Origin of the sequence: Rhodococcus spongiicola (genome assembly GCF_004011835.1) — a bacterium.
Classification (GTDB): domain Bacteria; phylum Actinomycetota; class Actinomycetes; order Mycobacteriales; family Mycobacteriaceae; genus Prescottella; species Prescottella spongiicola.
In genome coordinates this window covers 924,049-942,077 of record NZ_RKLN01000001.1, presented here as the reverse complement: position 1 = coordinate 942,077, position 18,029 = coordinate 924,049, and the positions used below count along the sequence as shown (strand labels likewise).

The 18,029-nt window shown below is 67.2% G+C and carries 20 protein-coding genes; 12 read left to right on the top strand and 8 right to left on the bottom strand.

The genetic code is table 11. The features are described from left to right. Positions 1-2,547 (top strand): ATP-dependent Clp protease ATP-binding subunit, encoded by a 2,547-nt coding sequence (locus tag EF834_RS04380; protein WP_127945960.1) that lies wholly within the window; start codon positions 1-3, stop codon positions 2,545-2,547. 114 nt (positions 2,548-2,661) lie between these two features. Here the strand turns inward: EF834_RS04380 and EF834_RS04375 are convergent, their stop codons facing one another. Then, a complete protein-coding gene (locus EF834_RS04375) occupies positions 2,662-3,267 on the bottom strand; it encodes a TIGR03086 family metal-binding protein (protein ID WP_127945959.1) in 606 nt (201 codons plus the stop codon). Positions 3,268-3,526: 259 nt separating this feature from the next. On the opposite strand from EF834_RS04375, the gene EF834_RS04370 reads away from it, so the two are divergent. Further along, on the top strand, positions 3,527-3,961 hold the full coding sequence (locus tag EF834_RS04370) for an OsmC family protein (protein ID WP_127945958.1): 435 nt from the start codon (positions 3,527-3,529) through the stop codon (positions 3,959-3,961). A gap of 107 nt (positions 3,962-4,068) precedes the next feature. Further along, a complete protein-coding gene (locus EF834_RS04365; protein ID WP_235870980.1) occupies positions 4,069-4,809 on the top strand; it encodes a DsbA family oxidoreductase in 741 nt (246 codons plus the stop codon). Between the two features lie 28 nt (positions 4,810-4,837). On the opposite strand, the gene EF834_RS04360 is transcribed toward EF834_RS04365, so the two are convergent. The 3 genes from EF834_RS04360 to mhuD all read right to left on the bottom strand — a co-directional run bounded on the left by EF834_RS04360 (position 4,838) and on the right by mhuD (position 6,411). Continuing rightward, the gene (locus EF834_RS04360; RefSeq protein WP_127945956.1) at positions 4,838-5,653 is read right to left on the bottom strand and encodes a CbtA family protein; all 816 of its coding nucleotides are present in this window, start codon (positions 5,651-5,653) and stop codon (positions 4,838-4,840) included. Then, a complete protein-coding gene (locus EF834_RS04355) occupies positions 5,644-5,838 on the bottom strand; it encodes a CbtB domain-containing protein (RefSeq protein WP_127945955.1) in 195 nt (64 codons plus the stop codon). Before EF834_RS04355 ends, EF834_RS04360 begins: the two co-directional genes overlap by 10 nt. Positions 5,839-6,099: 261 nt before the next feature. Then, a complete protein-coding gene (gene mhuD / locus EF834_RS04350; protein ID WP_127945954.1) occupies positions 6,100-6,411 on the bottom strand; it encodes a mycobilin-forming heme oxygenase MhuD in 312 nt (103 codons plus the stop codon). Positions 6,412-6,476: 65 nt separating this feature from the next. Here mhuD and EF834_RS04345 point away from each other — a divergent pair, with 65 nt between their 5' ends. Continuing rightward, a complete protein-coding gene (locus EF834_RS04345) occupies positions 6,477-7,214 on the top strand; it encodes an alpha/beta fold hydrolase (protein WP_127945953.1) in 738 nt (245 codons plus the stop codon). A 6-nt stretch (positions 7,215-7,220) separates the two neighbouring features. On the opposite strand, the gene EF834_RS04340 is transcribed toward EF834_RS04345, so the two are convergent. Next, the gene (locus tag EF834_RS04340) at positions 7,221-8,099 is read right to left on the bottom strand and encodes an HhH-GPD family protein (protein ID WP_127945952.1); all 879 of its coding nucleotides are present in this window, start codon (positions 8,097-8,099) and stop codon (positions 7,221-7,223) included. A gap of 98 nt (positions 8,100-8,197) precedes the next feature. On the opposite strand from EF834_RS04340, the gene EF834_RS04335 reads away from it, so the two are divergent. Both EF834_RS04335 and EF834_RS04330 read left to right on the top strand, forming a co-directional pair. Next, positions 8,198-8,824, top strand: a complete 627-nt coding sequence (locus tag EF834_RS04335) for a carbonic anhydrase (RefSeq protein WP_127945951.1) — start codon at positions 8,198-8,200, stop codon at positions 8,822-8,824. 126 nt (positions 8,825-8,950) lie between these two features. After that, positions 8,951-9,610 carry a hypothetical protein gene (locus EF834_RS04330; RefSeq protein WP_127945950.1) on the top strand — a complete coding sequence of 220 codons (660 nt, stop codon included), beginning with the start codon at positions 8,951-8,953 and terminating at the stop codon, positions 9,608-9,610. Positions 9,611-9,656: 46 nt separating this feature from the next. On the opposite strand, the gene disA is transcribed toward EF834_RS04330, so the two are convergent. Next, positions 9,657-10,742 carry a DNA integrity scanning diadenylate cyclase DisA gene (disA, locus tag EF834_RS04325; RefSeq protein WP_127945949.1) on the bottom strand — a complete coding sequence of 362 codons (1,086 nt, stop codon included), beginning with the start codon at positions 10,740-10,742 and terminating at the stop codon, positions 9,657-9,659. A 137-nt stretch (positions 10,743-10,879) separates the two neighbouring features. Between disA and EF834_RS04320 the strand changes: the two genes are divergently transcribed. Then, positions 10,880-11,440: a PaaI family thioesterase gene (locus tag EF834_RS04320; protein ID WP_127945948.1), complete on the top strand. Its 561-nt coding sequence runs from the start codon at positions 10,880-10,882 to the stop codon at positions 11,438-11,440. Positions 11,441-11,443: 3 nt separating this feature from the next. Here the strand turns inward: EF834_RS04320 and radA are convergent, their stop codons facing one another. Together radA and EF834_RS04310 are read right to left on the bottom strand one after the other, a co-directional pair. Next, entirely contained in the window at positions 11,444-12,832 is a 1,389-nt protein-coding gene (gene radA, locus EF834_RS04315; RefSeq protein WP_127945947.1) for a DNA repair protein RadA, read from the bottom strand. A gap of 140 nt (positions 12,833-12,972) precedes the next feature. Then, positions 12,973-13,587 (bottom strand): copper chaperone PCu(A)C, encoded by a 615-nt coding sequence (locus EF834_RS04310; RefSeq protein WP_127945946.1) that lies wholly within the window; start codon positions 13,585-13,587, stop codon positions 12,973-12,975. A 360-nt stretch (positions 13,588-13,947) separates the two neighbouring features. On the opposite strand from EF834_RS04310, the gene carD reads away from it, so the two are divergent. From carD to rlmB, 5 genes are read left to right on the top strand one after another with little or no spacing between them, the layout of a single operon-like run. Next, on the top strand, positions 13,948-14,436 hold the full coding sequence (gene carD, locus EF834_RS04305) for an RNA polymerase-binding transcription factor CarD (protein ID WP_127945945.1): 489 nt from the start codon (positions 13,948-13,950) through the stop codon (positions 14,434-14,436). 2 nt (positions 14,437-14,438) lie between these two features. Further along, positions 14,439-15,113, top strand: coding sequence for a 2-C-methyl-D-erythritol 4-phosphate cytidylyltransferase (gene ispD, locus EF834_RS04300; protein WP_127945944.1), 675 nt, complete (start codon positions 14,439-14,441; stop codon positions 15,111-15,113). Between the two features lie 44 nt (positions 15,114-15,157). After that, positions 15,158-15,634: a 2-C-methyl-D-erythritol 2,4-cyclodiphosphate synthase gene (gene ispF, locus EF834_RS04295; protein WP_127945943.1), complete on the top strand. Its 477-nt coding sequence runs from the start codon at positions 15,158-15,160 to the stop codon at positions 15,632-15,634. A gap of 11 nt (positions 15,635-15,645) precedes the next feature. Continuing rightward, positions 15,646-17,055 carry a cysteine--tRNA ligase gene (cysS, locus tag EF834_RS04290; RefSeq protein WP_127945942.1) on the top strand — a complete coding sequence of 470 codons (1,410 nt, stop codon included), beginning with the start codon at positions 15,646-15,648 and terminating at the stop codon, positions 17,053-17,055. Continuing rightward, positions 17,055-18,020 carry a 23S rRNA (guanosine(2251)-2'-O)-methyltransferase RlmB gene (gene rlmB / locus EF834_RS04285; protein WP_127945941.1) on the top strand — a complete coding sequence of 322 codons (966 nt, stop codon included), beginning with the start codon at positions 17,055-17,057 and terminating at the stop codon, positions 18,018-18,020. The genes cysS and rlmB overlap by 1 nt, the downstream gene beginning before the upstream one ends. Positions 18,021-18,029 lie beyond the last annotated feature (9 nt).

Here is an 18,029-nt window from a genome sequence, read left to right as displayed (position 1 = left end):
ATGTTCGAGAGGTTCACCGATCGCGCGCGGCGCGTCGTCGTCCTGGCTCAAGAAGAAGCGAGGATGCTCAACCACAACTACATCGGCACGGAGCACATCCTGCTGGGTCTCATCCACGAGGGTGAGGGCGTAGCGGCCAAGTCGTTGGAGTCGTTGGGTATTTCCCTCGAAGGTGTCCGCAGCCAGGTCGAGGAGATCATCGGGCAGGGCCAGCAGGCACCGTCCGGCCATATCCCTTTCACTCCCCGTGCCAAGAAGGTCCTCGAGCTCAGCCTGCGAGAGGCGCTGCAGCTCGGACACAACTACATCGGCACCGAGCACATTCTGCTCGGTCTGATCCGCGAGGGTGAGGGCGTCGCCGCCCAGGTCCTCGTCAAGCTGGGTGCCGACCTCAACCGCGTGCGCCAGCAGGTCATCCAGCTGCTGTCGGGTTACCAGGGCAAGGAGCCGGCGGAGGCCGGCGGCAGCCGTGGCGAGGCGGGCACCCCGTCGACGTCGCTGGTCCTCGACCAGTTCGGCCGCAACCTCACCCAGGCAGCTCTCGAAGGCAAGCTCGACCCGGTCATCGGTCGCTCGAAGGAGATCGAGCGCGTGATGCAGGTCCTGAGCCGCCGCACCAAGAACAACCCGGTTCTCATCGGCGAGCCCGGTGTCGGTAAGACCGCCGTAGTCGAGGGCCTCGCACAGGCCATCGTCAACGGCGAGGTGCCGGAGACCCTCAAGGACAAGCAGCTCTACACGCTGGACCTGGGTTCCCTGGTCGCCGGCAGCCGGTACCGGGGCGACTTCGAGGAACGCCTCAAGAAGGTCCTCAAGGAGATCAACACCCGCGGCGACATCATCCTGTTCATCGACGAGCTGCACACCCTGGTCGGTGCGGGCGCGGCCGAGGGCGCGATCGACGCCGCTTCGATCTTGAAGCCGAAGTTGGCCCGCGGTGAGCTGCAGACCATCGGTGCCACCACCCTCGACGAGTACCGCAAGTACATCGAGAAGGACGCCGCTCTCGAGCGCCGCTTCCAGCCGGTGCAGGTGGGTGAGCCGACCGTCGAGCACACCATCGAGATCCTCAAGGGTCTGCGGGACCGCTACGAGGCACACCACCGCGTTTCGATCACCGACAGCGCGCTGGTCGCGGCGGCCACCCTGGCCGACCGCTACATCAACGACCGTTTCCTGCCGGACAAGGCCATCGACCTCATCGACGAGGCGGGCGCCCGGATGCGCATTCGCCGGATGACCGCGCCGCCGGACCTCCGCGAGTTCGACGACAAGATCGCCGACGCCCGCCGCGAGAAAGAGTCCGCGATCGACGCGCAGGACTTCGAGAAGGCCGCGAACCTGCGTGACAAGGAAAAGCAGCTCGTCGCGCAGCGCGCCGAGCGGGAGAAGCAGTGGCGGTCCGGGGACCTGGACGTCATCGCCGAGGTCGACGACGAGCAGATCGCCGAGGTGTTGGGCAACTGGACCGGCATCCCGGTCTTCAAGCTCACCGAGGAGGAGACCACGCGTCTGCTCCGCATGGAGGAGGAGCTCCACAAGCGGATCATCGGCCAGGAAGACGCCGTCAAGGCCGTCTCGAAGGCGATCCGCCGCACCCGCGCCGGCTTGAAGGATCCGAAGCGTCCGTCCGGCTCGTTCATCTTCGCCGGACCGTCCGGTGTCGGTAAGACCGAACTGTCCAAGGCGCTCGCAAACTTCCTGTTCGGTGACGATGATGCGCTCATTCAGATCGACATGGGCGAGTTCCACGACCGGTTCACCGCGTCGCGCTTGTTCGGTGCCCCTCCCGGCTACGTCGGCTACGAAGAGGGCGGCCAGCTCACCGAGAAGGTGCGCCGCAAGCCGTTCTCGGTGGTCCTGTTCGACGAGATCGAGAAGGCGCACCAGGAGATCTACAACACTCTCCTGCAGGTCCTCGAGGACGGTCGTCTCACCGACGGTCAGGGTCGTACGGTCGACTTCAAGAACACCGTGCTGATCTTCACCTCGAACCTGGGCACCTCGGACATCTCGAAGGCTGTTGGTCTCGGCTTCACCCAGGGCAGTGGCAGCGAGTCGAACTACGAGCGCATGAAGCTCAAGGTTCACGACGAGCTGAAGAAGCACTTCCGGCCCGAGTTCCTCAACCGTATCGACGACATCATCGTCTTCCACCAGCTGACGCAGGACGAGATCATCGAGATGGTGGACCTGATGATCAGCCGGGTCGAGGCACAGCTGAAGAACAAGGACATGGACATCGAGCTGACCGAGCAGGCAAAGGCTCTGCTCGCAAAGCGCGGCTTCGATCCGGTGCTGGGCGCGCGCCCGTTGCGTCGCACCATCCAGCGCGAGATCGAGGACCAGTTGTCGGAGAAGATCCTCTTCAACGAGCTGGAGCCGGGCCAGATCGTGCTCGTCGATGTCGAGGGCTGGGACGGGGAGGGCGCCGGCGAGAACGCGAAGTTCACGTTCCGCGGTACCCCCAAGCCGGTCACGGTCCCGGATTCGCCCGCCGAGGCGCTCGCGAGCGCCGGTGAGCCCGAGAGCGGCCCCCAGGAGTAGCCGGTTCCAGCGCAGGGTAGCCGGTTCCAGCGCAGCGACGCCCCGGACGCAATCGCGTCCGGGGCGTCGTCGTGTTGTGGGGTGCCGCCGTGTTGTGGGGTGCCGGCGTTTCGGTCAGGAGCTGGCTCGTCCGGACCAGTTGGCCAGCTTTTCGGTGGGGCCGGCATGCGCCGAGGGGGTGATGACGGGGCCGAATGGCATCTTCTCGCCGCGCCGTTCCGGCGGGATCGCATGGCGGACGGCAGCGAGCACCGACTCGGCCAGTTCGGGACGGGTCTCGGCGGGCTGGCCCGTGGCGGTCGCGAGGTCCCAGCCGTGCACCAGAGTCTCCATCGAGTAGACCCAGATCGCGACCCGGCCGGGGACGGTGCCCCACGGCGCGGTCACGTCGGCGTCCAGCCGGCCGTCGGTCCAAGCGGGCCACACGCGATCGGTGGCGGACCGATATGCGGCCCCATAGCCGTCGTCGGAGATGCCGGTGACAACTGTTGGGCTGGTGGACGGGTCGCCGCCTTCCCCGATGATCCGGACACGTTCCACGCCGGCCACGAGGTGACCGAGAAGGGTGCGGACGTCGAATTCGGGGCAGGGGGTCGGCGCCGCCAACTGGTCCCGGCGAACACCGGCGATGAGCCCGGTGGTCCAGGCCAGCGCTTCGCGGTAGAGGGGACGCGGATCCGGTGTCGCTTGGGGCATGAGGAAACTATCGGCGAAATTCATAACATTTCGTGTCGCGCATTGGGGTGCTGTCCGAGTCGCCGTTCGACAGCGAATGGTGCGCATCGAGGTGGCGTTCGGCGGGGACCCCCACGCCGGCGAAGTGTTGTGGGCTGAAGTGTTGTGGGCTATGGGGGGGGAGAACGCCAAAGTGTTGGCGCCGGAACACCTGCGGGTCGCGATGGAGTCTCGGGCGCGGCGGGTGGCCGATCTCTACGAGTAGGTTCGAGGCGTAACCCGAACAACCACGAGAGGACGTGCAATGCCCACACGCACCGCGCGCACCGCTTGGAATGGAACCCTCGAGAAGGGTTCCGGGCAGGTCGAACTCACCAGCTCGGGGGTCGGAACGTACGAGGTGTCGTTTCCCAAGCGGGCCGCCGAGGACGCCGGCGGAACGACCAGCCCAGAGGAGTTGATCGCGGCAGCCCACTCGTCCTGCTACGCGATGCAGTTGTCGGCCCTGATCGGGGAGGCGGGGGGAACGCCGCAGAGCCTCGACGTCCGTGCCGATGTATCCCTCGGCCCGGACAAGCCGGGCTTCAAGCTCACGGGTATCGCCCTTACCGTTCGGGCGGAGGTTGACGGACTGGACGCCGACGGGTTCGTCCGCGCCGCTCAAGCGGCCAAGGAGTCCTGCCCGGTGAGCAAGGCCCTCACCGGTGTCGCCATTACGCTCGACGCCGCACTCGAGTAACTCGTCCGACGGGGACCCGAGGCCCGCGGCTGAGACGCTTGCTCTGCCGTAGCTGAGTCAGCGCCGGGTCCGGAACAACGCCGGAGGGGTGTGTGTTCGAATGTCTCGTGACCATCGAGAGAAACACCGAAGCACCGTCTACTGAACTTCCGCCTGGGACGGTCCCGATCGAAGTGTGGTCGGACGTTGGCTGCCCGTGGTGCTACATCGGCAAGCACCGGTTCGCGGCGGCACTCGACGAGTTCCCGCAGCGGGATCGGGTCGCTGTGGTGTGGCGTTCGTACCAGATCGCGCCGGACACCCCCGTGGGAGCGCGTCGCACCGAACTCGAGGCTCTCGTCGAGCACAAGGGCATGTCGGGCGATCAGGTCCGTCAGATGTTCCGGCACGTTGCGGGCATCGCCGCCGCGGACGGGTTGGTCATGGACTTCGAGAACGCGTTCGCGGCGAACACGTTCGACGCGCACCGCCTGCTGCATGTGGCAGGGGAGCGGCAGGAAGCGCTGCTCGAGGCGCTGTTCCGGGCACACTTCACGGAAAGGAAGGTGCTCGACGACCGCGCGGTGCTGGTCGAGATTGCGGCGAGCGTCGGAATGGACGCCGAGGAGGCGGCCGCGGCGCTGGACGGCAATGCCGGCGCGGATCTGGTGCGCGCCGATCTCGAAGCGGCCCGGCAGCTGCGAATCTCGGGCGTGCCGTTCTTCGTCGCGAATCGGAGCCTTGCGGTCTCGGGCGCGCAGCCGAAGGAGGTCTTCACGGAGCTGCTCCGTCAGGCGGTCGAGCAGGTCCAGGGCGAAACCCGGGAAAGCAGTGCAGGTCTCGGCGTGGATGCCGAGACCTGCAACTGACCGCCCTGACGATGGCGCGCGATCCGGCCTACCGGATCGCGCGCCGCCGGGCACGTTCGGTGAGGAAGGCGAAGGCCAACCCCAGTCCGAGCCACAGCGCTGTCTGAGTCGCGAACGACGAGATGCGGAACTCCCAAAGCAGCGTGGCGGGGAAGTCCTCGCCGACCTCGTTGACGCCGGGCAGCGCAATGTAGCCGATCGCGACAACGAGGAGGAAGGCTGCGATCGGCCCGATGACCCGGACGGACACCATCTGCTGGCCGGCGAGCCGTCGGCCGACGTATACCGCGGCCGCGACCGCTGCGAGGCCGACGATCACCGACGCGAGCCAGAGCAGGGTCCGCTCGTTCACCGTGTCCGGATCGCCGACCGCCGGAGGGTTGGCCGGATACTTGAAGAACGGCACGGCTTGGATTGCAAGCCAACCGCATCCGGCCACCGCCACGGCGAGCAGCGACATGGGCAACGTGGTCGAACGGCGTGCGTAGTGCACGACGACGGCGAAGATCGCGCCGAGTGCCACCCCGGCAAAGCCGGTTGCGAGGAACAGTCCGATCCGTTGTCCGGTGCGGCTGACAAGGGCGTCGTCGCCGTGCGAATGGCCCCCGGATGCTTCCGTGTCGTCCGTGGCCACCGCGGTGTGGTCGTGCGCCGCAGTCGAGCTCTCGCCGGCGTGATGATCCGGTGCTGCCGCCATCGATTCCTCGATCTCGATGGCCGCCTGTACGTGCGGCTCGCCGAGCGTGAACGCGACGACGCCGCCCAGAAGGCCGGCGATCAGGCCGGCGAGCAGGCCGCGGACGAGTAGGGTCTTCAGGCTTTCGGTGACTGTTGCTAGTGGCACGGCAGGCCCAGCAGATGGCGACCGTCATGCATGAGCTCGTGCATGAACACGCCACTACGGGAGATTGCGCCCTGGTCGAATCCGACCAAGTACAGGGCGACCATTGCAAGCAGTACCACTGCCGCGGCGATGAGTGCGACAGCGGCCGACTCGGTCGACTTGTCGGGCGAATAGACGAATGCCATCGGTGCCTCCTGGGATTTCGCGTCCCGCTAGGTCCATGCGATGGCCGGGGTGTCTGGCTCTCGAGGGCAGCCCCGAACACAGTGGGACCTCGAACACAGTGGCGCGACCGCTCCGGAATGGCACCGGATTACCGTCGATCCATCGCTCTGTCGAGCGAACTTTGGCACCCTTCAGGTCGCGGTGTCAATTGAGCAGTCAAACATCGCCACGAAATATCGGACGTTTCCGTTCCCTTTCGGGTCTCCCGCACAGGTCGGAAGTCAGGATTCGCCCGCCGCGTTGACGTCGAGCACCACCTCGAACTCGAGCAGCGACGCGCCGGTAGCGACGGGCTTGTTCCCGCCGGCGTGGGCCTCACGGGCCGGGCCGCTCGCCCACGCCTGGAACGCCTCTTCGGATTCCCACTGCGTCACAACGAAGTAGCGGTCATCGCCCTTCACCGGACGCAGCAGCTGGAACCCGAGGAATCCGGGGGAGTTTCCGACGGCGTGCGCGCGATTGGCGAACCGCTTCTCGAGTTCGGGGCCCGCGCCCTCGGGAACCTCGATTGCGTTTATCTTCACGACTGCCATGGGTGTGAGAGTACTCCCGGGATGCGTGTTCTCCGGGGTGCGTGCGTTCGGCTACCGTCGATTCCGTGTTGCACGACGAGGGTGGGACCGGACGACCGATACTGCTGCTGCACGGGCTGATGGGGAGCGCACGGACGTGGTCGCGGCACGTGTCGTGGCTGCGCGAGCACGGCCGCGTCTACACGTTCGACGCGGCGGGGCATGGGCGGCCGATCGCCAGCCTTCCGACGACCGAGCTGTTCGTCGAAGACCTCGCTGCGGCCCTGGACGGACTCGACGAGCCGCTCGCCGTGATCGGGCACTCGATGGGTGCCCTGCACGCGTGGTGTTTCGCGGCAGCCTATCCGGACCGGGTCCGGGCACTCGTACTCGAGGACATGGCACCCGACTTCCGCGGTCGCACCGCACAGGACTGGGCGACAATGATTTCCGCTTGGCCGCAGCCGTTCCCCACCGAGGAGTCGGTTCTCGAATACTTCGGTGAGGTCGCCGGCCGCTATTTCCTCGACTCGTTCGAACGGCGCGCCGACGGCTGGTACCTGCACGGCGACGTCGAGACGTTCCGCGACATCTCGGAGGAGTGGGGAACCCGCGACTTCTGGGCACAGTGGGACGCCGTACGCGCGCCCGCGCTGCTCATCGAAGGTGAGTACACGATCACCCCCGAGGGGCAGATGCGCCGCATGCTAGAAGGCCACGACGCCCGCTACGTGTGGGTGGCCCAGGCCGGGCATCTCGTCCACGACGACCAGCCCGAGCGATACCGCGACGCTGTCGAGGAGTTCCTCGAATCCCTCGAATGACTGGCGTTATCCGCCTTCTCCGGCCAGTGCAAACAGACCGTCTTCGGTCTGCTCGATCAACCCGTCCACCAATAGTGAGTCCAGCGCGCGGTCCCGCTGGCCGGGGTCGCTGAGCCACACGAGGTCGAGCCGCGCGCGCTCGACGGGGTGCGGGCTGCCCCGCAGGACGTCCAGGAGCTTTCCGCGGACTTGACGATCTGTTCCGGCGAATTTCTGCACCTTGCGCGGCTCGCCCTCGAACGCGGGCCGACCCGCCTCCACCCAGGCGCAGCGAGTCAGGGGGCAACCGTCGCAGTCGGGCGTTCGGGCGGTACAGACGGTCGCGCCGAGTTCCATGAGCGCCGCCGAGAATCGGGCCGCCCGCTCCCGGGTGCGAGGAAGCAGCGCGTAGACGTCGGCCATGTCACGCCTGGCCGAAGGGTTGCCCTGATCGGCCCGGCCGTGCACGGCGCGGGCTACGACACGTCGAACATTGGTATCCACCACCGGGACTCGCTGTCCATACGCGAAGCATGCGACCGCGCGAGCGGTGTAGTCGCCGATGCCGGGCAGGCGGAGTAGCACGTCGATGTCGGAGGGGACTTCGTCACCGTGCTCGGTGGCCAGCACGCCCGCGCACTCGTGTAGCCGCAGGGCGCGTCGCGGGTACCCCAGCTTGCCCCAAGCCCGTAGGACGTCGGCCTGGCTCGATGTTGCCATCAGTGACGGCACCGGCCAGCGGCGAACCCAATCCGCCCAGACTGGGACGACGCGGGTGACTGGGGTCTGTTGCAGCATGACTTCGCTCATCAGGATCTGCCAGGCCGTCACGCCCTCGCGGCGCCACGGTAGATCCCGGGCCGTCTCGCCGTACCACCGCAGTAGCGTCGAGCTGTCCACCGACATCGACACCCTCACCCTTCCCCGCATCCTGCACGGGCATCCACTGCCGGATTTGTCGCGTCCGACGAGACGGTGGAGGTTCGGGCGTGCACAATTGCCCCATGCCCAACTCCAACCCGATCTCCGCTTGGAAAGCCCTCAAGCAGGGTAACGAGCGTTTCGTCAGTGGTACCCCTATGCACCCGAGCCAGGGTATAGCTGACCGCGCGAAGCTGGTCGACGGCCAGCACCCAACCGCCGCGATCTTCGGCTGCGGCGACTCCCGAACCGCCGCCGAGATCATCTTCGACCAGGGTCTCGGCGACATGTTCGTCGTCCGTACCGCCGGTCAGGTGATCGACAGCGCAGTACTCGGCTCCCTCGAGTACGCCGTCGGTGTCCTTGGCGTCCCACTCGTCGTCGTGTTCGGACACAACAGCTGCGGCGCGGTCAAGGCAACGATCGATGCCCTCGACAACGGAACCATCCCCCCCGGTTTCATCCGTGATGTCGTCGAGCGCGTCTCGCCGTCGATCCTGGCGGGCCGTCGCGAGGGCCTGACCACCGTCGACGAGCTCGAAGGACGGCACGTCGTCGAGACCGGTTCGCAGTTGATGCAGCGGTCGCGGATCATCTCCGAGGCGGTCGAGGCCGGCAGGTGCGCGATCGTGGGCGTCACCTACAGCCTGTCTGACGGGGACATCAAGCTGCAGAGCGTCGTCGGCGACGTCGGAGACTCCGTCGCCTGAGACCTCCCGGCTGCCCCGGTCGAACCGGGTCGCCCGGGCGCACGGTGGCGAAGCCGACCGTGCGCGCCGGGCGACACGCCGGGACCCCTGAGGCAAGCGCCAGTCGCTTGCAACTACCGTTGATTCGTGTTTCAACCGACCGGCCCGCTGCCCCCCGAGGTCTACTGGCGTCGGCGCCTGGTCGCTCTCGGCGTGCTCGTCGTCGTGATCGCGCTGATCGTTTGGATCATCACGGCAGTCACCGGCGGGGGCGCCTCGGAACCGGCGGCTGCAGCTGACACCTCCGAAACCACCGAGACCAACGCCCCGCCCTCCGAGCCGTCGGATGCGACGGCCGAGGCTTCGGAGGACGACGCTGCCGAACCGGCCGCGGCGACGTCAGATGCCGAGCCCGCCTACTGCACCGACCAGTCCTTGGCGATCAAGGCGACGCCCGACCAGCCTCAGTACCGGGTCGGCGAGGAGCCCAGCTTCACGATCGCGATCACCAACATCGGCACCGTGACGTGTGAACGCGACCTCGGTTCTGGTCTGCAACAGGTGCTCGTGTACACCCTCGATGGGAACCGGCGGTTGTGGTCGAACATCGACTGCTACCCGTACGGCGATCCGGCCGTGGAGGTGCTCGAGCCAGGTGGGCAGAGGTTCTTCACGATCAGATGGTCCGGCACGACGTCGGACCCGGGCTGCCTAACCGTACGCAACCAGGTTCCGGCCGGCGCCTACACGCTGGTCGCCCAGCTTGGCGAGCTGCGTAGTTCGCCTGAGCCCTTCAACCTCGCCTGACGATCCGCCCTGGTTCCCACTCACGCCTTCTCAGGCTCAGGTCTTCTCAGTCGTAGGGGCCGGTGATCGAAGCCTCCGCAAGACGGGAGAGTCCCTCGCGGATGTGCCGCGCCCAAAGACCCCCGATGCCGTCCACCGACTGCAGGTCCGCGGAGGTCGCGGCGAGCAGCGCCTGCAGCGTGCCGAACGAGCTAACCAGCCGGTTGATCTGCATGAACTGCAGTCGTGGAACCCGGGTCAGGATCCGGTAGCCACGGGGACTCATCGGTTCGTCCAGCGCCTCGATGGTGTCGGGGTATCCGAACGTGCGGGCCAGGATCGTCAGGTTCAACAGGTCGACGTCGGTGAGCTCGTCGAGCGCGGTGAGAGTGCGTTCGACCGCCGCCGTCGCCGCCGGCTCGGACCCTGCCAGGTAGTCGCGAACCATGAGGTTGCGGACAGCGTGGTTGTCGCCGACCAGTTCTTCGCGCTGCAACGCGAGCTGCCGTCCGTCGGTGCCGAGCTCGAGCACGTCCTGCTCGATCTCGGCGGACGTGCGTCGCACCATCTCGAGCCGCTGTACGACGGTGAGCGCGTCACGCAGCGTCACGAAATCCTCGATCTCGACTACCGAGAGCCGTCGCGTCTCCTCGTCGAGCCGGGACGTGTACCGCTCGAGCGTCGCGACGGCCTGGTTCGCCCGCGACAAGATGGTTTCCGACGGTTTGATGACGTGTCGGATCCCCCGGACGTACACGCTCACGATGCTCATCGATTGACTCACCGACACGACCGGGTAGCCGGTCTGGATCGCGGTGCGCTCGGCGGCACGGTGCCGGGTGCCGGACTCGACGGTGGGGATCTTGTGGTCGGGTACCAACTGCACATTGGCGCGCAGGATGCGGGTGCCATCGGTAGACAGCACGACGGCACCGTCCATCTTGGACAGCTCGCGCAGGCGGGTGGGCGCGAATTCGACGTCGAGCTCGAATCCGCCGTCGCACAGGGCCTCTACCTGTTCGTCGTGCCCGAGGACGATCAGTGCACCGGTGCGGCCGCGGAGAATGCGTTCGAGCGCGTCACGGAGGCTGGTTCCGGGGGCTAGGCGGGCGATGGTGCCGCGGAGCACAGCCTCTGGCGTGGCATCGTTCATCGCGGGATCCCCCTGGTGCGGTTGGTGCGTGGCAGTCTGCACTTCGAATTCGATCCGCGTGATCCGACTGAGTTCGACGTCACATCTGGCCGAGCCGTATTCGGGCCGCGGTCTGGACGGCTCTACATTACCTAGTTGTGAGCAGTACTTGGACCTTGCCCGATGACCTCGTCATGCCGAAGGTGCCGGACTTTTTCCCGGCTCCCGGCGACCCGCTACCCCAGCACTGGTCGAAGTGTTTCGGTTGTGGTGACGACCAGCCCGGGGGCATGGCGATGAGCTTCACCGCCGGCGAGAACTGCTCCGTGACAGGTCGACTGGAGGTCGCCAAGCGATACCAGGGCGGTCCGGGCGTGATCCACGGCGGCATTCTCTCGTCTGCGTTCGACGAGGTGCAGGGCACGGCGTGCATGATTCTCGGCGTCCCGGTCGTGACCGCGCACCTCGAGATCGACTTCGCGCGTCCCATCCCACTCGGCACGGTGCTCGAGTTCCGGGCCCGTCTGGAAGGCACGGTCCGACGCAAGGTGTACACCTCCTCGGAGGCGTACATCGTCGAGGGTCCGGGCGCAGACCCCGACACCCCGGTCGCGACGTCGCGGGGCCTGTTCCTGACGGTCACGTCCGAGCACTTCGAACCGACGGCCGCTTTCGTCGACGGGGTCCCGACGTCGCCGTTCGGCACCTCCGCGGTCTGACATTCAGCGAAGATGCAACGCTCGCAGGGCGTCACCCACGTTCGAGACCTCGACGGGGCGTATGCCCTTCGGGAGGTCTCCGGGATCGACCGGTACCACCGCTCGGGTGAACCCCATCCGCGCTGCCTCGCCGAGCCTGCGGCCGACGCCGGTGACTCGGCGGACCTCGCCGGCCAGTCCCACCTCGCCGAGCACGATCGTCCCCGCTGGGATCGGCCGGTCCTTACCCGCCGACGCGACGGCGACGGCCAGCGCGAGGTCGCATGACGGATCGGTCATCCGCATCCCGCCGACGGTCGCGGCATAGACCTCCCGGTCGGACAGCTTGATGCCGTGACGACGTTCGAGGACCGCCAGCACCATCGACACCCGGGCCGAGTCGAGTCCACTCACTGCGCGACGGGGCGAAGGGTTGTGCGTGGGGGCGACCAGCGCCTGTACCTCGCCGAGCAGCGGGCGCTTCCCGTCCATCGTCACGGTGACCGCGGTGCCGGACACCTCGTCGGCTTGATGATGCAGAAACAGTCCGGACGGGTCGCTGACTCCGGCGATGCCGTCCTCGCGTAGTTCGAAGCAGCCCACCTCGTCGGCCGCGCCGAATCGGTTCTTGATGCCGCGGATCATCCGAAGCGTCGAGTGCCGGTCGCCCTCGAAGTGCAGGACGACGTCCACGAGGTGTTCGAGCGAGCGTGGACCGGCCACCGCTCCGTCCTTGGTGACGTGACCGATCAGCAACACGGGAACGCCGCTGGCCTTCGCGAGCGACGTCAGTGCGCTGGTGATGGCCCGCACCTGGGTCACGCCGCCGACGACACCCTCGACGTCGGCGGCGAGCATCGTCTGCACCGAGTCGACGATCAGCAGCGTGGGGCGGACCTGCTCGATGTGGCCCAGTACCGTCGCGAGGTCTGATTCGGCCGCGAGGTACACCCGCTCATGGACCGCGCCGGTCCGGTCCGCTCGCAGTCGTACCTGACCGGCCGACTCCTCGCCAGTCACATACAGCGCTCGGTCGTCGGGCCCACGTGAGGCCCACCGGCGGACGACCTCGAGCAGCAACGTCGACTTCCCGACGCCGGGCTCGCCGGCAAGCAGGACCACCGACCCGGGCACGACGCCGCCGCCGAGCACACGATCGAGTTCGTCGACACCGGTGGGCTTGGCGCGGGTGGCCGTCCCGTCGATGTCGGTGATCGGCGCCGCTGGTGTGGTCGGCAGGAGCGCTGCGGCGCCGCTGCGGGCCAGCGAGACGCCGGGACGAGCCGCCACCGCAGTGAGCGCGGGCGCCTCGTCCATCGAGCCCCAGGTGCCGCACTCGGGGCAGCGGCCCACCCACTTCGCCACCGTGTGCTGACACGACGAACACCGGAAGCTCGACTTCGCTCTTGCCACGCCGGCAGCCTAGTGGGAGTAGCCGACACCAACCGGTATCCGCGCCCGTTCGGTTCCGAAGACGACCCGAAGAAGAAGATGAGCCCAGGTGAACGAGTCACCTGGGCTCATCTGGAAAGCGCTGCGGAGAATCCGGTGGATCAGTGACCGCTTTCGGCGCCGCCTTCGGTTGCCACGTCGGGGGACAACTCCGACTCGTGACGCTCGGTGGTGGGGCCGGCGTCGACCGGAACCTGCACGACGACGTCGCCGGCGTTCTCGAACGTGAAGACAACCGGGAATGTCAGGCCCGGGCGGACGTCCTCGGTGATGTCTTCGAGGGTGACGTCGATCAGGCTGAGGGTCTCGGGGGCCTCTTCGGGAACCGTGACGTCCGGGTTGCCCGCACCGAGGGCCTGCTGGGGCCTGATCTCGAGGGTGCCGTCAAGGTCGTCGATGGTGACGGAGCCGGCAAAGTCGGTCGCGATGCTCGTCAGCTCGTCCGTCTGGTGCTCGCTGAGGTTGATTGCGGTGAACGCGAGCTGGACATCGCCGCCGGGCTCGAGGCTGTACTCCTCGGAGTTCGGGTAGACGACGTGCACGTTGCGCATCGCGATGTCGTTGACGTCGGCCTTGTTGCCGTTCACGGCAGCGACCTGAGTAGCCGTCTGCGAGATCTGACCTGCGCCGCACGCGGACAGCACGAGCGTCGCGCCGGCAGCGAGAGCGACGGCGGTGGCGACTCGACGAGTAGGCGACGCCTTGAGAGCAGTCACGGGTTGTCCTCCATGGGTCAGGTTCACATCCACTAGGCAGAGTAGTAGTCAGCCTCGATCGGTCCTTCGGTGGGTGCTCGTAGCGCCCTCGTGCAGGGCGCACAACGACCTCGCGCAGGGCGCACAACGACCTCGCGCAGGGCGCACAACGACCTCGCGCAGGGCGCACAACACAGCCTGCGTCCCTGCCCGAAGGCGCCATTGTGTTCCCGATCCGGCACTTCGGGCGGTCGGAAATGCACGATTGGCGCCGCCTGTCAAGCCCTAAGATCAGGCAAGGAAGCCCCTGACCTGCACCGTTGATGGGCCGATCCGTTGGTCACGTGTTAAACTCGGAAGATCGAAAGGGGCACGGGACAGATGATTTTTAAGGTCGGAGACACCGTCGTATACCCCCATCACGGAGCGGCGCTGATCGAGGCGATCGAAACCCGCACCATCAAGGGTGAACAGAAGGAATACCTCGTTCTCAAAGTCGCTCAAGGCGATCTCACCGTCCGCGTTCCCGCGGACAACGCCGAGTACGTCGGCGTGCGTGACGTGGTCGGCCAAGAGGGTCTCGACAGGGTGTTCCAGGTGCTTCGTGCGCCGCACACCGAGGAGCCGACGAACTGGTCTCGCCGCTACAAGGCGAACCTGGAGAAGCTCGCGTCGGGTGATGTGAACAAGGTCGCCGAGGTCGTGCGTGATCTGTGGCGGCGTGAGCAGGACCGTGGGTTGTCCGCGGGCGAGAAGCGGATGCTGGCTAAGGCCCGGCAGATCCTCGTGGGTGAGCTCGCGTTGGCGGAAGGAACCGACGACGCCAAGGCAGAGACCATTCTCGACGAGGTTCTGGCCGCAGCCTCCTGACGGTGAGTAAGAATCGAGGACCGGTCGTCGCGCTGGTCCCGGCCGCTGGACGCGGAGTTCGGCTGGGTGAATCGATTCCGAAAGCCTTCGTCGAACTGGCCGGAAGAAGCATGCTGTGCTGGGCTGTCGACGGTCTGTTCGAGTCCGGGGTCGTGGACACGGTTGTGGTGATCGTGCCTGAGGAACTGGTCGATCGTGCGCGGGCGGATCTGCCCGACAGCGTTGTGATCGTTGTCGGCGGGAAGGAGCGGACCGATTCGGTTCGTGCCGGTCTCGCTGCGGCGACCGACGCCGAGCTTGTGCTGGTGCACGACGCGGCTCGGGCGCTCACGCCACCGTCGCTGATCGCGAGGGTCGTCGCGGAACTGCACGCGGGCCGCACTGCGGTGATACCGGTGGTGCCGGTCATCGACACCATCAAGACCGTCGACGTGCTCGGCGCCGTCACGGGCACACCGCCGCGTTCGGAGCTGCGTGCGGTCCAGACACCGCAGGGCTTCGACGCGAACCTGCTCCGTCGCGCCTACCGGGACATCGACGGTGACGCGACCGACGACGCGGGACTTGTCGAGCGGTTGGGCGAGCGGGTACGCACCATCGTCGGGGAACCCGAGGCATTCAAGATCACGACGCCGTGGGATCTCGCCCTGGCCCGGACTCTGCTCGGGCAGACCTGAACCGCGAAACTTCGGGCAGTCCTCCAAGCAAGGGAGCTTCACGCGTGCGAGTGGGAATCGGCACCGACGTCCATCCCATAGAACCCGGCCGTCCGTGCTGGATGGCGGGTCTGCTGTTCGAGGACGCGGACGGCTGCGCGGGACACTCCGACGGCGATGTCGCGGCGCACGCGCTGTGCGACGCCCTGCTGTCGGCGGCGGGGCTCGGTGACCTCGGCTCGGTGTTCGGCACCGGCCGACCCGAATGGGACGGCGTCAGCGGCGCGCGGATGCTCGCCGAGGTCCGACGGCTGCTCGAGGACGCCGGCTACGTCGTCGGCAACGCGGCGGTGCAGATCATCGGTAACCGTCCCAAGATTGGCCCGCGTCGCGAGGAAGCTCAGCGGGTTCTGGGTGACGTCGTGGGCGCACCGGTGTCGGTATCTGCGACGACCACCGATGGACTCGGGCTCACCGGTCGCGGTGAGGGCGTTGCCGCGGTGGCGACCGCGCTGGTCATCCCCACCGATAGCGCCCGGTAGAATCGCTCGTCGTGACCCTGCGCCTATACGACACCGTGACACGGGCTTTGCGTGACTTCGTTCCGCTGACCCCCGGGCATGCTTCGGTGTACCTGTGTGGCGCCACCGTTCAGGGTGAGCCCCACATCGGACACGTCCGCAGCGGTGTCGCGTTCGACGTCCTGCGGCGCTGGCTGCTCGCGCACGACTACGACGTCGCGTTCGTGCGCAATGTCACCGACATCGACGACAAGATCCTGAACAAGGCCGCCGAGGCCGGTCGCCCCTGGTGGGAGTGGGCCGCGACCTACGAGCGTTCGTTCGACTGGGCCTACCAACAACTCGGGGTGCTGCCGCCGTCGGCGGAACCACGCGCGACCGGCCACATCACGCAGATGGTCGACATGATGCAGCGCCTGATCGACAACGGTCATGCGTACGCGGCGGCGGGTGATGTGTACTTCGACGTCGCGAGCTTTCCCGACTACGGCAAGCTGTCGGGGCACAAGCTCGACGACGTGCACCAGGGCGAGAGCGAGGCCGCAGGCAAACGCGATCCGCGGGACTTCACGCTGTGGAAGGCCGCGAAGCCGGGGGAGCCGTCGTGGCCGACGCCGTGGGGACCGGGACGGCCGGGATGGCACCTCGAGTGCTCCGCTATGGCCGTGTTCTACCTTGGGCACGAGTTCGATATCCATTGCGGTGGAATGGATCTGGTGTTCCCGCACCATGAGAACGAGATCGCGCAGGCGAAGTGCGCCGGCGACGGTTTCGCGCGGTACTGGCTGCACAACGGCTGGGTCACCAAGTCCGGCGAGAAGATGTCGAAGTCGCTCGGCAACGTGTTGTCGGTGCCCAATGTGCTGAAACTTGTTCGACCGCAGGAACTTCGGTACTACCTCGGCAGTGCCCACTACCGGTCGATGCTCGAGTACTCCGAGGAGGCACTGCAGGAGGCCGCGATCGCGTACCGCCGCTGCGAGTCTTTCGTGATGCGCACGGTCGAACGCGCAGGTGAGGTCCATGTCGGAAAGTGGACCGAAGAGTTCGCGGCCGTGCTCGACGACGACCTGAACGTGCCCGCTGCACTCGCGGAGATCCACGGACGGGTGCGCGAAGGCAACATCGCACTCGAGTCGGGCGATTCGGAGGGCGCGCTGACACTGGCAGCGCAGGTGCGGGCGATGCTCGGGATTCTCGGTGTGGATCCGCTCGATCCGCAGTGGACCGTGGCGGCGGACAGCTCGGTGGCCATGGGCGCGCTCGACGTGCTCGTGCAGGCCGAACTCGACCGGCGTCAGCAGGCCCGGGCCGAGAAGAACTGGGCGGTGGCCGACGAGGTCCGGGACCGGTTGGCGGCGGCGGGCATCGCCGTGACCGACACCCCGAGCGGGCCCGAGTGGTCGCTCGAACGATCTTCTTCCAATGAATCGGGTACGTGATGGCGGGTAATTCGAGCAGGCGTGGTGCGGTCCGGAAGGGCGGAACCAAGAAGGGCCAGGTTGTCGGCTCCGGTGGCAAGCGCCGCAAGGGCCTCGAGGGGCGCGGCGCCACGCCTCCCGCCGAGGCCCGGACCAAGCACCCCGCAGCCAAACGAGCTCGAGCGTCCGCGAGGGCCGCGGAACAACGCCAGTCCCAGCGCGTCGCCGCGATCCGCCGTGCCGAGGACACCCCGGAAACGGTGCTCGGACGCAATCCCGTCGTCGAGTGTCTGCGCGCGGGTGTGCCGGCGACCGCGTTGTACGTGGCGGTCGGTGCCGAGACGGACGACCGGCTCAAGGAAGCGGTGCAGCGCGCCGCTGATGCCGGGGTCTCGATCCTCGAGGTACCCCGAACCGATCTGGACCGGATGAGCTCCAACGGAATGCACCAGGGCATCGCGCTCCAGGTGCCGCCGTACCGGTACGCACACCCAGACGATCTGCTCACCAGGGTCCGCGCCGCTCAGGAACCGGCGCTGCTGGTCGCGCTCGACAACATCACCGACCCACGCAACCTCGGTGCCGTGGTGCGTTCGGTGGCCGCCTTCGGTGGTCACGGCGTCGTCATCCCGCAGCGTCGCAGCGCGAGCGTCTCGGCGGTCGCCTGGCGCACCAGCGCCGGTGCCGCGGCCCGGATGCCCGTCGCGCGAGCCACGAACTTGACTCGTACACTTAAGGATTGGCAATCCAAGGGCATCCAGGTTGTGGGCCTCGACGCGGGCGGCGACACGAGCCTCGACAACTACGAAGGCACCGATCCGGTCGTGGTCGTCGTCGGCTCCGAGGGCAAGGGCCTGTCTCGGCTCGTTCGCGAGACGTGCGACACGATCCTCAGCATCCCGATGGCCGGTGAGGTCGAGTCGCTCAACGCGTCCGTCGCTGCCGGTGTGGTGCTGTCCGAGATCGCGCGTCAGCGCCGCCGCTGAGGGTCCACC

What these genes read in the sequence shown, in the direction of transcription:
- EF834_RS04380 (WP_127945960.1), top strand. Translation starts at nt 1, where the DNA reads ATGTTCGAGAGGTTCACCGATCGCGCGCGGCGCGTCGTCGTCCTGGCT.
- EF834_RS04370 (WP_127945958.1), top strand. Translation starts at nt 3,527, where the DNA reads ATGCCCACACGCACCGCGCGCACCGCTTGGAATGGAACCCTCGAGAAG.
- EF834_RS04355 (WP_127945955.1), bottom strand. Translation starts at nt 5,838, where the DNA reads ATGGCATTCGTCTATTCGCCCGACAAGTCGACCGAGTCGGCCGCTGTC.
- EF834_RS04335 (WP_127945951.1), top strand. Translation starts at nt 8,198, where the DNA reads ATGCCCAACTCCAACCCGATCTCCGCTTGGAAAGCCCTCAAGCAGGGT.
- mhuD (WP_127945954.1), bottom strand. Translation starts at nt 6,411, where the DNA reads ATGGCAGTCGTGAAGATAAACGCAATCGAGGTTCCCGAGGGCGCGGGC.
- disA (WP_127945949.1), bottom strand. Translation starts at nt 10,742, where the DNA reads ATGAACGATGCCACGCCAGAGGCTGTGCTCCGCGGCACCATCGCCCGC.
- EF834_RS04340 (WP_127945952.1), bottom strand. Translation starts at nt 8,099, where the DNA reads ATGTCGGTGGACAGCTCGACGCTACTGCGGTGGTACGGCGAGACGGCC.
- EF834_RS04375 (WP_127945959.1), bottom strand. Translation starts at nt 3,267, where the DNA reads ATGAATTTCGCCGATAGTTTCCTCATGCCCCAAGCGACACCGGATCCG.
- carD (WP_127945945.1), top strand. Translation starts at nt 13,948, where the DNA reads ATGATTTTTAAGGTCGGAGACACCGTCGTATACCCCCATCACGGAGCG.
- rlmB (WP_127945941.1), top strand. Translation starts at nt 17,055, where the DNA reads ATGGCGGGTAATTCGAGCAGGCGTGGTGCGGTCCGGAAGGGCGGAACC.